Genomic DNA, 13,955 nt, shown 5'->3' with positions numbered 1-13,955 from the left:
AAGTTTCAGCCGAAAGGCTTTAAAGGGCACGGCGTCCGACAATGGAAAACTGCAACATGTGGAGTGTCATTCCGCGCCTTCGTTCCTCAGAGCCATCAGTTATGGCGACGACGTTCGGGAAGTTCCACGAATTGCAGGCGATCTGTGCCAGTAAGCGGAATTGCGGAAAAGTCGAGCTTCAGCTCTCCTAGCCATGTGGACCCGAAGGCCCTGACCAGTTTTGCGTGCGTCAAATCCCGGCCCGCCTCCACCAGCACATCCGCCAGTATCGCTCCGGCGAGCCGCGCATGGGCCTGGATAAGCGACGTCTCGCCGTCGCCTCGCATGTCGAGCAGCGTTGACATCTCGATGACCGCGACCGCCGATCTCTCGTTGGGTACGCCGCGAAGTCGGGTCAGAGCCGACCCACCGATCCAGAGCCGCGCTTCGGGCGCCGCGGCAAGGGCCTCTGGCACGGCCTCGGCATCTAGGATGACGAGTTCGCGCGTGTTCGGGCCAGGCGCGTCATCGAGATCCGCGCCGGCGAGGTTCAGCGCCAACGCCAGCGCATCCGCCTCCGGTCCCGCCGGCACTACGGCGACCGGCCCGTCGGTCGAGACTGCGATCCTTTTGGCAAGGCTTCGGCGTGCGTCCCTTGCGGATGGCAGGAAATCTCGCACCAGCGTCGGATCCTCGTCGCCCGTAAGTTGTCCCAGCGGGAACAGCACCGGAATCCCTGCGTCCAGAAAGGGCGTCATCGCCGTCCGAGGTAGAGCGAGGCAAGCGAGGATGTCCAGATCCTCGGCCGAAACCCCCGCTTCCACTGTGATCAGTTCGATCCGCCGTCCATGAACCTGCGGCCCCCCTAACCGGTCACGCATGGACCGCTCCAGGATCTCGCGATATCGCGCGCCGGAAGGGTCGTGCAGGTGCGACATGTTGGCCAGGCCGATTGCGATGCGATCCGCAGTGACGCCGCGCCGCTGCGCTTGCGGCAGAAGCCGCAGCCAGGCGAACAGGTCTTCGGCTTCCGACGCGTGCAGGTCGTAGCGCGGCATCAGACGGCTGAGCGTCCGGCCGCCGGCCGCATGACCCTCGGTCACGGCCGCCGCGAAGCGGCGCGCATCGTAGGAGGGTCGGTCCGCGGTGGCCCGCGCGAGATTGGGCCCATCGATGGGCGGGACGCGGCCTTCCCGGCCGCCCAGGCCGTCACGCCCGTGGCAGGACATGCAAGGCAGCCGCGACAGCCTGTCCTGCGCCGCGTCGGATCGCACCGCGCCGGCTTGGCCGAGAAAGATCGCGCGGCCCTTCTCGGCATCCCCGGACAATGCGGCGCTCGCCGGGGCCATGAAGAGGAGGAGCGCCGTCAGGCGCAGCGATGCGCCGTCACCGATCCATCGCATCGACAAGCCGTTTCAGCTGTTCAGCGTCCGGCATGGTGACCGAGCGATAGAACCGGCCTTCGGAGGCCTTGCCGACGAGGAACATCGGATCGTGCAGTACAACGTCGACATAGTCGGCGTCGAACGCCTCTAGGACCCGATCGACCTCGGGCGGTACCCCGGTCAGCCATGACCACCGCTCGCTCGCCCCGAAGGTCTCGGCCGCCCTGCGCATCAGATCGGGCGTGTCGTTCGTCGGGTCGATGGTGATCGAGAGCAGCTTGACGGGCGCGTCCGGTGGCAGGATGCCGTCGAGATCGGCCATCACGACGTTGCCCAGCGGGCAGATCGTGTCGCAGGTCGTGTAGCTGAAATTGATGACGAGAGTCTGCCCGTCGGTCAGCGGTCCCTTCAGGCGGTGCGGCGTTGCATTCTGGTCGATGAGGGTGACGTCAGGCAGCGCGAGCCGCTCCAGCTCGAACTCGCCGGTGGTCGCTCCGAGGTCATGCGCCTGTCCCGTTGCGACCCAGACGCCGAGACCCGCGGCGAGGGACAGGCTAGCGCAGACCGCTAGGAACATGCGTGTTCTCATGGGGATGTTACCTCCTGTTCCGTTGCCGTGACGATGGCTGCGGAGACGAGCGCAAGCGGTGCCGGAAGGTCCAGCGGCTGCAGGGCGTAAGGGCCGGCATGGGGCAGGTCGAGCCGGACGCGCAGCCGCCCGTCGGCGCCGCGGCGGGCGACGACGCGGGTGGACCAACCGCTGAGCATGCTCGGCACCATGAGGGTCAGGCGGTCGAGTTCCACCGCTTCGCCGGCCGCATCGACGAGCGTAAGCGCCACATCCTGCGGCTCGTCCACGCGAGGGGACGGCTCGGGATCGGGGACGAGCCGCACGGGGACGAGCCGGCGCCGCTCGATCTCGCCCTGGATGGAGAACGGCAGGCAGGTAGACAGATCACCCAGATCGGTGGTCACCACCAGCTCCCAGGGCCCGGGGGCGAAGGCCCAGGCGGTCTCGAACACGCCGGGGCTGACCTCTTCGAAGGAGCGGTCGACCGCGTGGACGGCCGCCGGCATGCCACCGCGCAGGCGTACCGAGTCCATCGGCGGCATCTCGACCGAGGACGCGACCTCGCCGATGATCCAGCCGGTGCCTGCCTCCGGCGAGACTGCGAGGATCTGCGGGGAGGGCAAAAGCGGCACGAGCAGGCGTTCGGCCAGCTCGGGCGGTGTGGTCGACGAACCGAGATTGACCTGCCGCAACACCGCAGGACGGCCGAGCGCGACCGTCGCGAGGTCGATCGCGCCGACGAAGCCGCCGTCGAGGCTGAGCAGATAGGCCGCGTTGTCGGTGAAGGTCACCGCCGAGACCGTGGCCGCGTCGAGCGAGACCTGCTGTACCACCCGCCCGAGCGCCAGATCGACGAGCGCCACGAGCGCGTCGCCAGGCGTCCAGAGCACTGCGATACGCCCGCCCGGCCCGGTGGTGACACGCTCGAAAGGCACGCCGAGCGGCACCGCGATGGCGCGAGCGGGTGCGTCGGCGTAGTGGATCGCGGCCATGTCCGCGCCGCGGGTGACGGCGATGATTCCATCCCCGCCCACTGGCGCGAGCGCGGCGACCGGAGCGTCGAGGCGCGCCGTCATCACCTCGTAGCCGGTATCGGCGTCGAGCATCCGGACGGCACCGCTATCGGTATGGGCGAGCAGCAGGTTGTTCTCGGGGTCTTCGGGCCGGGTGAGGCGCACGGGCCCCGTCATCTCGTTCCGCGACAGCTGCGCGCCGCCGGGAGAGAGCGCGATCAGTGCGCCCGCGGCGGTGCCGACCCAGATCCGCCCGCCCCGCGCCACCGCGAGACCGGTGACGGCATAAAGGCCCTCCGAGACAGTTTCGCGCTCTGGGCCGACGAGATCGGCTGCCACGATCCGCCCCGCGCCGTCGGCGTAGAGCGCGCGCATCGCGCGGCGGTCGATCGCCATCGCCTCGGGGGCGCGGCCGAGGGCATGGGCCGCCACCATGTTGGACGAATAGAGATTAAGTTTCGGGTCGATCACGCTCAGTGAGGCATCGCGGTTCAGCGCGGCGAGCAGGATGCCGTTCAGATCGACCGAGCCGGTCGGGATTCGCCGCGTGGCGCGGAAGTTCTGCGCCGCGCGCGCGCAGGACGCATCGTCAGCAGCGCGCGGCCGCGCCCAGGCCCGGACGTTGAGATCCCGCGGCGCCGTGCCGGTGGCGGGGTCGGTCAGGGTCAGCCGCAGGCGCACCTTCTGCCCGCCTTCGGGGACCACGGGCCGGGCACTGATCGGATCGACGAGCGCCAGCGCCGCGGTCAGGCTCGTCTGTGCGGCGAGCGGCGCGGCGGCGAGGGCCGCGACGAGGAGGGCGGCCGCGCGGATCAGCGTTCCGGCCTCCGGCAAGACGATCCCTCGTACTGCTCCAGCGGGACGCCTCGGAGCGTCTCCTCGTCGATGACGTCGATGAGCCCCCAGACACCGCCGGAGCGCAGATGGGTGGGTCCGTCGAAGAACAGGTAGCAACCCGCCTCCAGCGGTTTCCTGAACGAAGCGGTCAGGGCCTTGCCGGGTCCGAGAAGCGCGGCGCGGGGGAAGCCGAAGCCTGGGAAAAGGTCATCGTAATCCTGGCCCACCGTGGCGAGCGCCCGCTGCCGCGCCCGGCCGCCGGGATGGACGGCGTGGATCACCATCTCCTCGCCCGCCACCGCGCGCACCACCGGAACGGGGGCTTCGGGCCAGCTCGGCACCTCGTTATCCGCCAGCCGAAAGAACGAGGCGGAGGTATCGTCCGGATCGCCGGCGGCGCCGAATTCGAAGGCGTTGAAATCGTAATGTCGCTCGATATCTGTGCCGTTGCCCTGCCAGCCGCGCAGGCGGATGTCGAACGGCTCGCTCCGAAAGCTGATCCCATTCTCGCCGAAATCGTAGCTGTCGTCGCAGACGAGGCAATCGGCCACGATCTTCTCCAGCGTCGGGTCCTCGCGGTCGGTGGGGTTCACGAAGATGTCGGGGAACCACGGGAAAAGGGGTTGGAGGTCCGGCCGCTCGAAGAGGTCGGGCACCCGCTCGCGCAGAATCTCCAGATCGACAACGATAAGACCCTCCTGCGGGGCCTCCGTGCCATCCGTACGGCCGAGCAGATCGCCGAGCGGCTGCACCACGACCGTTTCGTCGCGCGTCTCCGCGGGCTCGGCGCCACCCCCAGTCTCGCCATTCTCCAGACCGCCGATCGCGGACTCGATGCCGATGGCGCCGATCACTCCATCGAGCCCGCTATGGCCGGCGACAGCGTCCGCCAGCGCCTGGCCGATCTCGCGCTCCGGCAGCACGATAGCGTCGGGGAGCGGACCCTCGGGCGCGATCGGTGTCACCACCGGCAGTTCGGCCAGTTCGGGAATGTCGCCCAGAAGGTCGCGGAGATTGCCGATATCGATCGGCCCGACGGACCGGCGCAGCTCCCACGAATTGCGGCTGCGTGCGTCGCGGTGGTTGAGCCCGTCCTGCCAGAACAGAGTCACCTGCCGGATGGTGTGCTTGGCGTCGTCGGGCCCCGTCACGCTGAGCGTCGCAGCCGAGATCGGCCCCGGCCGCCGGCCGGGGTCGTCGATGGCACGCGGCACCAGCACGAAGCTGCGGCACTCCTTCGGCCCCAGCACCAGATCGCCGAACCGCTCGCCGAAGGGCGACAGATCGCGCGGCTCGACTCGGGCGAGCGGTCGCTCCAGCAAGAGCTCGAGCGTACGCTCGCGGATGACCGGGCGGGCAATGAGGCCGGAGCGGTCGAACAGCACCCGGTCGCAGGCGGCGTTGTCGAAGCGGACCCGGCGCACCCGCTCCTCCGAAATCCGGGCGTCCTCGGGCGCGACCGTCACGGCGCCGATCAGGCCGTGGGCCGGCTGGCCGATGACGTCGCCGAAGGATTTCAGCGGCAGCGCACCGAAGGCGTAAGGCTTGTACTCCATCAGAAGCGGCGCCAGCGCCGAATAGATGACCGCGGCGCGGGCCTCGCTTTCTGCCAGGGCATCGAGCGCCGGACGCAGCGGTTCAAGCGCCTCGGCCAGCGCGTCCGGGTCGACGCCCGGGTCGCGTTCCAGCTCGCGCGCGAGCGTGCCGATCTCGGTCGGTGCGGCGCCGGTGGCCTTGAAGCTCCGCAGGACGGGGCCGAGGATCTCGGCGCGGGCGATCCGCCGCTCCGCCTCCATGGCTGCATCGGCCGCGGCATCGACGCGCCGCGGCTCGATGGTCTCGAGCCGTTCCCCGAGGCGGAGGTCCAGATCCGCAGGCCGCAGGTCGATGTCGCCGATCACACGGTCGAGCGACAGCGTCGGGTCGAAGGCGACCGGGATCTGGAGCAGCGCAGGGGCCAGAAGGCTGAGCCGCATCGCCGGGCTGACCGCGGCCGGCGGGCGGCGCCCGGTGGCCAGTCCGGCATAGAATTCGAACTGCTCGATCTGCGCGACATCCCTCTCGGCTGGCGCGCCGCAGAGGAACTGGTTGCGGATGTTCAGCACCGGGTCGCCCTCCGCGGCGACGCCGTCGAGCGCGACGACCGGGTTCTGCCCGTAGGGCCGGCCATAGGCCGACTGGCAGGTCAGGATCGGCAGTGGCAGGGTGAGGGCAAGCCGCGCCGAGGGGCGCACGTCCTTCACCCGGCTCGACACGATCTCGGTGACGTCGACGGGCTCCTGACCCGGCGTCTCGTCGCCGTTCCAGTCCCGCTCCACGTCGAGCGAGGTGATCGGCGGCATCCGCGCGTCGCCCGGGCGGTCGGCCATGTCCTGCCGCTCCGGCGTGCCGTCCTTGGCGGTATGCGACAGCGCGTTCAAAAGCGAGACGCGCACGCAATCGCCGGCCTTGACGTTGACGACCAGCGGCTCGGGCCGCTGATAGGTGGCGCGGACGAGGTCGAGTATGCGCGACCGCGGGATTCCCTGCCATTTGGCGGGGTTGTCCAGAGCGCCCTCGGTGACGCTCTCGAACGCCTCCGGCTCGATCAGCTTGCGCGGGTCGACGAGGGCCAGGAACAATCCGTCGTAGTCCCGCAACTCGTCGGAATAAGGGGTGCCGACGGGGCCGCCGGGGAAGACCCGCTCGCTCTCCACGGCGGCAATCGCCACATGCACACGCGGCGCGGTGACGTCGCATTGCGCGACCAGCGAGGTCTCCTCCTCACCATCGTCGTCCCTGCCCGATTGCGGCGCCGGGCTTGCGCCGAGGCGTTCGCGCAGGCCGAGGCTCTCGCGCTGCACCGAGACGGCGTCGGTATAGGCCCCGAGCGGCACGAGAGTCGCGGCCTGCTGGATGCGGTCCCGCGCCTCGTCGTCATCGGTGTCACCGAGGGCCGGGGGAAGATCCACAGGCGCGTTCGGCTCCGCCGCCGGCGATTCGAGCAGGTCGGTGATCGCCGGGTCGACGAGGTCGGAATAGCGTCGCAGCGTCTCGCCATCGAGCTGGCCGCCGTCGCGCGGGATGCGCCCGATCAACGCCTCGGCCTCGTCGATCAGCTCGTCGATGCGAGCGATCCGATTGGCTGCCTGACGAACCCGCACGAGCCCCCAGGCGCCGTTCCAGAGCGCATCCTGCGAGCCGAAGTGATAGGGCGTGTCGCGGGGCGCCAGGATGGTCGCACGCTCCTCCTGCAGACGGCCCAGCCGCTCCTCGAGGGCCCGACGCGCGGCCCGCGCATCGACGCCTTCGCGGTTTCTGAGCAGCCCCTTCGCAAACATCGCAAAATTCGTGATGTTGCTGTCGTAGAGGAAGGCGGACTTGAACTCGAAATGCTCGGAAATGCCGATTTCCTGCGAGGCGATGCGGCCGTCGACGTTGAAACAGGTCGCGATCTGGAGCTCCTTGTCGCTCCAGAAATCGTGCGCCTCGGAGCCGGCGGTGAAGGCATCGAGGCCCTCGGAGGACCAGCGGTTGTACTCCTCGGGCCGCCCGGCCCGGGCGATCTGCAGACCGGACAGGGTCCCGATGGCCTCGAAGCAGATGCGGTCGAGCGTCTCGGCCGGATCGGCCGTGTCGCGTGGGCGCATCATCGAGGGGAATCGCTGGTCGAAATTGCGCGGCCAAGTATAGCCCTCGACGGCGAAGTTGTGCTGCACCTCCTGCGCCCCCTGGATCAGGCGGAACTGCAGCGTCTCGCCGTCGAAGGTGTTGAGAATTGGAACCACCGGGTCGCCGTGCTCGGCGGAGACGAGGACGTTGGCCATATCGCCCGCCGCGCCGGCCTTCTGGCGGCTGATCTCGCAGTCTTCCGTCACGCCGGTCTCGAGCGCCCCGACCCAGTGGTCGAGCGCCTGCAGATCGCAGTCGGAGGAGGCCGAGGAACTGGTGCCGACGCGGATCGGGAAGGGCTGGCCGCGGTAGTTCACTAGGTAGGGGTCGTGATGGTCGACGGAGATGCTTTCGGGCCGGTCGGGCGGCGCCACGGGCCGGGCGAAGCGCAGCTCCGACGCCTCGGGGTCGAAGCCGGCCGCCTTGGCGCGGTAGTCGCGCAGGTGGTTCATCAGGTGATCGGCCGGGGCGAGCGGCGGGGCGCCCTTCTGGGGCACCTCGATGTCGGAGAAGAGCCCGGCGACCAGAGGCGCGCGGTGCGCGGGCACGTCGCCGGGGCGCCCCTCGGCCAGCCAGGCCGGCGGCACGTCGTCGGTCGGCGCGGACCAGATCGAAGATCCGCTGCTCGTATCCTCGTGCAGATCGCTGCCGCAGAAATCGGCCATCGTCGCAGGATCGTCGGCGTAGAGCGCTTCGCAGGCGAGGGTCGCGATGCCCTTCTTGTCCTCGTCGGAGACGAGCGTGGCCTCCAGCTCCGCAGCGCTAGCCGAGCCGCGCGGATCGTAGAGAGTGGCGAAGTCCGCAATCGACACCGCGAATTCGCGATGCGCCGCGGCGTTGTCCGGATCGGGCAGATCGGCCTCGATCGGCAGCAGGTCGACGATTACTTTGCGCGCGCCCACGTCGGGCGCGTCGGCGGTGACCATTTCGCGAGTCTCGCGCGCGTCCGTGCAGGCCACTTCCTCCTCGTCGCAGATCAGCGCATTCTGCGGCTCGATGACGAGCGCCGTGTAGAAGCCGTGCTGCTGGATCGAGGACGGGCCGAAATGGTCGTGGCTGAAGACGGTCCGCAGCGTCCGGTCGGCTTGGCCCGCCCCGGGGTCGTCGAGGCGGAGATTCGACAGGATCGGGTCGGCAAACCAGCGCTGGGTGGTGGTCTGGAAGAGGTGTCGGAACTGGGAAAGCTTCTTCGTCCAGATCTTGTGGTCGAATTCCTCCGCGACATGCCACGTCCCGTCGGTGTTCGCGCAGAGCCCCTCCGCCTCGCGGATCGCGAGCGTGCCGTCGGGGCGGCCGGCATCGATCAGCGCCTCCATGGCGGGGACGTTCTTCGCCGCGCAAATCCGTGCCGCGATCTCGTCGGGTGCGAAAGTGCCGTCCTCGTAGTTGAAGCCGTTGCCGGACCCGTCCGAAGAGGTCACGTCGAATTTCACAAGGTGGATGTGCTGGCCGATTGTGTCGGTCGGTGTCTTCACCTGGAAGTCGTCGAGCTCTAGCTCCTTCGGAAGCTCGTTGGTGTGGCGGAACTCGATGCATTCGCCCGAGAGAGCGCGGAAGAAGAACGGCTCCTCGCTGGCCGTCAACTTCGGCGAGATGCGCCCGCCGCCATCCTTGTAGCCGTCGGAATTTGCAACGGTGTTGCCCTCGTCGTCGGTGACCTCGGTCAGCACGTTGATCCGCGCCTGAGGGTCGTGCCAGCCGGCGCGGTTAGTCACCATGTCCACCTGCACCGCGGAGGCCGCGTAGCGCCGGTAGCCGACCACGGCCGGATCGGGCGTGAAGGCGATCGGACCGAAGCCCGGGATCGTGCCGAGCCCCTTCAAGAACGGGTCGTCCTCGATGACCTCGCCCGCCACCGGCAGCGGCGTGGCGTCGCCATTTGCATCGGCGATGAAAAGCTGCGGCTTGCCACCGCTCGCAGCGCGCCGGTAATAGACCCAGTTCGTCACCTGCGCATCGCGCGCCGGCGTCGAGAGCGCGGCGTCGACGAAGACCTCGCGGTCGGTGCCACCGTCGCTCCAGACATAGGTTTCCTCCGCGGCCGGGGCCGCGTCGTCGTCGGGCGCATCCGGGGGCGCGACGCGCCGCAGCGTGCCGATGGCGTGCGGAGCGCCGCAGGGATCGGCGAAGGGCGCGCCGGGCTTCGGCGCCGCGGCGTTGACCGCGAAAACACCGCCCGCGAGCCCGGTATAGCCGCCCTCGGCGGGATCGAAGGCGCTCGGCGTGCCATCCGCGCGGCGGATGTCGAGCGTCACCCCGTCCGCGGCGCCGTCGTGGTGGAAGGCCATGGCCGAGCGTTCCAGCGCCGTCCCGTCATAGGGCAGCAGGTCGAGCGTCACCGCGTCGAGCTTCAGCGTCATGTCGCCAAGGCCGAGCGCCGCGGCGATGACCTGCGATTGCAGCGCCTCGCGCTCGGCCAGGTCGGGGTCTCCCTGCGCATCGGCGAGGGTGGCGGGCGCGGGATCCTCGGCCAGACGGTCGGCGGCCTCCGCCGGCAGATCGAATGGCAGCTTGCGCTCGCTCGCGTCGGTCATCACGTGGCGCGGCAGGCCGCCGTCGAGATAGGCCTCCGTGACCGCATCGTCGTCGTCGACCGCGCGCGCGATGTCCATCGGCGCCTGCGGCGGGCGGTGCCCCGGCCGGCCGGCAATATAGAACGGATAGCCCGGAAAGCTCGCCAGCGCGTCTGGCGTCTCGGGGTCGGGCACGGCGGCGTCTGCGGTGCCGCTCACGCTGCCGTCGGTCTGAAGCTCGGCGGCCCCTTCGGCATAAGTCGGCAGCACCGGCCAGGGCCGTCCGGGCACCGGCACGATGGCGGGAATCGGCGTACCCAGGTTGCGCCCGTCGAGCCCCTCGCCGGGAGTGATAAGCCGCCCCGTTTCTGTGTCGACCGAGCCGGGGCGCTTCTTCGCGCGGGTCTCGGCGTTCATCTCGGCGATCGAGAGCGTGGGCTCCCATTGCCCGTCGGGCAGCTTTCGGGTGCCGTCCTCCAGCACGTCGTGGACACGCCAGAGTTCCCACATGCCTTGGGCGAAATGCGGATAGAGATGGCAATGGAAGATCGAGTCCCCCACCGTGCGGTTGCGGTTGCCCGAGCCCAGCGTCTCGAACCATCCCGGCGCGCCGTCCGCGCCCTGGTGATAGACCTCGAGCCCGCCGCCATAGATGTCGTAGGTGAAGCCCTGCTGGGGCGCGACGGTCTGGCTGTCGAGATACGATCCGCGCCCGCTGTCGTTGCCCGCGAACCATTGGTGGGCGTGAAGGTGGAAGACGTGGGTCTCCTTCGGGCCGGCGTGGAAGTTGCGGAAGACCACGCGGTCGTTGAGGTAGGAGTGATGCACGTTGGACGGATCGTCGCTGAACTGCTCCAGCAGGGCCGGGTCGCCGTTGGCCCAGGATGTGAGGAAGAACTCCTCGTAGAAGCATTCCTTGCAATTGGCCGCGGGGCCGATCCCCTTGCGGTTTGCGAGAACCAAGTCGCCCATCCCCGAGGCCCCGTAATTGATCGCAAAGCCGTTGCGCACGCCAGCGAGTTGCCCGCCGGCGAAATCGCCGAGCTCCTCGAAATTGCGCGTGTTCACGGTCTTCAACTCGTCGTGGAAGAAGACCGAGAATTCACGGAAGTTGCCCTCGGGATCCTCGGGGTGGTGGATCACGGCGTTGAGATCGGCATGGATCAGCTCGTGCGCACCGTTGTCCAGCTCGACCAGCATGTCGAGCACCGGCAGGTTGCGCCCGGAGACCGGGTCGATGCATTTGGTGGCGTATCGGTCGAGCGCCCCGAGTGGCGTCGGTGCGACCGCGCCGTTGTCGCGGGCGTGGGCCACCGCCTGCGCCGCGACCGGCGGTAGAGCCGCGGCGCTGTTGCAGACCTCGATCGCATCCTCGGCCTCGGTCGGTGGAAAGACCAGGTCGAACCCTGTGCGCGTGAGCTGGCTGCGATACCAGCGCGACTCGCGCCGTTCGGCCACAACCGCACCGAAGAGCCCGTGGACCAGCGATCCGCCGTCGCCCTGCCCGCCCGCGGGCGCCCCGGTCGAGGCCATGAACAATGGACCTTCGCGTTCGACCATGAAATAGCAGTCGATTGCCGTACCCGTCGGAATCGCGCCCAGCCCCTTACAGGCGTCGGGCGCCTCGATCATCTCGCCGTCCTCGATCGCGAAGGCGGTGAGGCCCTGTATGGCGAGGTTGACGCCGCGGCTGTGGGGCCAATCAGGGGTGTATATCTCGGTTTCGTCCTGCGCCTCGCCCGAGGTCTCTTCGGTGCAGGTGACTTCCTTGTGGCGTTCTTCAGACGCGTCGCCCCATGACACCCAGTCGCGCAGTTGCTCGAATAGGCCGCCGTAGCGTGCCGGGTCGTCCTCACCGCAGAAGTCGCGCGAGAGATCGGGCGCAGGATGCGCGTCGTCGGCCAGCGGCCGCAGAAGGTTGTCCAGACGGATATGCAGGATGTCGCCCACATTCGCGCGCAGAGTTATGGGACGCGGGCGCTTGCAGTCCCGAAGCCGGACCCGGCCGGCCGACAGGGTGCCGCCGTAGCTTTCGATCCCGCGTTGCGTGTCGCAATCGTCAGCGGTCAGCAGCTCTACATCGGCGTCGGTGCCGACCACGTCACGCCGCAATGCGTAGAGCATACCGAACGGATTGAAGCTGCCGAACCGATTGTAGACCACCATCTGGTCCAGCGCGACCACGTCTGCGCAGACTGTGCGCGAGAACACCGACATGCGCGCGTCTGAGAGCTCGTTGACCTCGTCGTGGAGCGGCTCGCAGCTTATCGGCTCATCAGCGAGTGCGCTCCTCGCGCAGAAAACCGAAAATGTCAAAGCTACGGAAAAGTAAACTGAAAACCGCATTCCAGTCTCCCGCGAAAATCTTGTGCATCTCTAAGTTGACCCAGCGTTAACACATCGAAGGCGAGTCCCAAAGCTCAATCACAGATTGCATCGACGTCACTTCTGGCTACGGGCGGCGGTGACCTCCGACTGGGTTGCTACTCATTGTACCCAGATCTTGGTTGCGGTCTCGCCTTCCCTTGCCCAAAACAGTGGCGTGCTCCTCATCAAGGCTTCGTAGGCAAAAACGGGCTTACGGCGACCGCTGTAGTGCAACTAAGCGGCCATTCATCCGCCCCGCAGCATCGGTCAAAGAGGGCTCCGAACCGCCGCTCGCCGCGCATTGCTCGAACGACCGCTGTCAGCTTAGCGTAGGATTTCACACCCTACCGCAAACGACCCCAAATGGGGTTGGCGGGTTCGATACTCTCGCGCGGCGTGATCAGCCCGCGCCTGTGGTGCTCGCGACATGCGCGGCGTAGCTGTCGAGGATCGCCTGCCAGCCAGCGCGCTGCATCTCGATCGGGTTGGCCGCCTCGGGGTCGAACATCGTGGTGACGCGGGTGCCGTGGCCCTCGGGGACAAAGGTCGTACGGGCGCTGCGGCCATCGTCGAGGCGCAACGTCAGCGCGTGGGGTGCGTCGACTTCCTCGTAGACGCCGGTAAAATCGAAACCGACGGAGCCGTCGCGCGCCTCCATCCGGGCGCGATGCGCGCCGCCCTCGCGCAGATCGACCTCTGCCGAGGGGCAATGCCAGTCCGGGCTTGCTTGGTTCCACTGCGTGATCGCCTGCGGCTCTGTGAAAGAGCGCCAGGCATCGGCAGGTGAGACGCCGACGACGGTCTCGATGATGATAGGGGCGGTTCCGGTCATGTGTCTTCCTCTGTGTCGACACCGAATAACTGGACATCAAGTTGGTAGAACTGACCCCGATGCCCGAGATCAGCGCATATTCTCAGTCCGCAAATCCAGAGGTCAGCTTTATGCCAATCTTCGATTACGTCACCATTGGTGTTCCTTCACGGTTGGCTTCGCTCGCGGCTCGGCGAGTAACACTTCACAAGCATGTAAATTCCGGTCCCGAGTAGCAAAAACAGTGGCGGAAGGGGCGAATAGGTAACCCACGGTAGCGGGGTTCCGAACGCCATTGCCATGAAATTCGCGGCGACCGTGGCAACGAAGAGCATCGAGACCCACCGATGGAATGTCCTGATTGGGCTAGCAAGTGGAATGCGGGCGGCGGTTCGCGTCTGGGGCGTCGAGATCATGACCGGGCCTCGATGACTTTCCACGCATTCCCTGAAGGATCGCGGAAGTTGGCATCGACGCTGCCATAGCGCGCGACAGGTTCTTGGATGAACTCGACACCGTCACTGCGCCACTTCTCGTATGCGGACGTACAATCCTCAACGATGATCACGAGCGGCGGCATTGCACCCTTGGCCACCATTTCCCGCATCGTGCGCGCCGTCGCGGCATCGAGGGTCGGTTCCTGAGGCAGGAACAGGCCCAATTGAACTCCCGCACTTTTCGGATGCGTGACCGTCAGCCAGCGGTAATCACCGTTCTTCGCGTCCGTATGGACCTGGAAACCAAGCTTTTCGACGTAGAACTCCAGCGCTTCGTCCTGATCCCGGACATAGATGCCGACAACACCTAGCAGGCTGCTGAAGAAGTCGG

At 67.8% G+C, this 13,955-nt stretch carries 6 protein-coding genes; all 6 read right to left on the bottom strand.

Annotated features, from left to right (window positions below; translation table 11 throughout):
* Positions 1–95: 95 nt before the first annotated feature.
* On the bottom strand, positions 96–1,382 hold the full coding sequence (locus tag OCH239_RS19795; RefSeq protein ID WP_037266797.1) for a c-type cytochrome: 1,287 nt from the start codon (positions 1,380–1,382) through the stop codon (positions 96–98).
* Positions 1,366–1,953, bottom strand: a complete 588-nt coding sequence (locus OCH239_RS19790) for an SCO family protein (RefSeq protein WP_084782711.1) — start codon at positions 1,951–1,953, stop codon at positions 1,366–1,368. The genes OCH239_RS19795 and OCH239_RS19790 overlap by 17 nt, the downstream gene beginning before the upstream one ends.
* Entirely contained in the window at positions 1,950–3,782 is a 1,833-nt protein-coding gene (locus OCH239_RS19785; protein WP_037266793.1) for a PQQ-binding-like beta-propeller repeat protein, read from the bottom strand. Before OCH239_RS19785 ends, OCH239_RS19790 begins: the two co-directional genes overlap by 4 nt.
* The gene (locus OCH239_RS19780; protein ID WP_037266790.1) at positions 3,761–12,166 is read right to left on the bottom strand and encodes a cupredoxin domain-containing protein; all 8,406 of its coding nucleotides are present in this window, start codon (positions 12,164–12,166) and stop codon (positions 3,761–3,763) included. The genes OCH239_RS19785 and OCH239_RS19780 overlap by 22 nt, the downstream gene beginning before the upstream one ends.
* A gap of 550 nt (positions 12,167–12,716) precedes the next feature.
* Positions 12,717–13,148: an SRPBCC domain-containing protein gene (locus OCH239_RS19775; RefSeq protein ID WP_037266789.1), complete on the bottom strand. Its 432-nt coding sequence runs from the start codon at positions 13,146–13,148 to the stop codon at positions 12,717–12,719.
* A gap of 391 nt (positions 13,149–13,539) precedes the next feature.
* Positions 13,540–13,955 (bottom strand): VOC family protein (locus tag OCH239_RS19770; protein WP_211242035.1); only part of this gene is annotated, 416 nt, incomplete at its 5' end.

This window comes from Roseivivax halodurans JCM 10272, from assembly GCF_000521785.1.
GTDB classification, from domain to species: Bacteria; Pseudomonadota; Alphaproteobacteria; order Rhodobacterales; family Rhodobacteraceae; genus Roseivivax; species Roseivivax halodurans.
Note: the sequence above shows the minus strand (reverse complement) of the source record. Positions and strands in the feature narration are given on the sequence as shown.

What these genes read in the sequence shown, in the direction of transcription:
- OCH239_RS19795 (WP_037266797.1), bottom strand. Translation starts at nt 1,382, where the DNA reads ATGCGATGGATCGGTGACGGCGCATCGCTGCGCCTGACGGCGCTCCTC.
- OCH239_RS19790 (WP_084782711.1), bottom strand. Translation starts at nt 1,953, where the DNA reads ATGAGAACACGCATGTTCCTAGCGGTCTGCGCTAGCCTGTCCCTCGCC.
- OCH239_RS19780 (WP_037266790.1), bottom strand. Translation starts at nt 12,166, where the DNA reads ATGTCGGTGTTCTCGCGCACAGTCTGCGCAGACGTGGTCGCGCTGGAC.
- OCH239_RS19775 (WP_037266789.1), bottom strand. Translation starts at nt 13,148, where the DNA reads ATGACCGGAACCGCCCCTATCATCATCGAGACCGTCGTCGGCGTCTCA.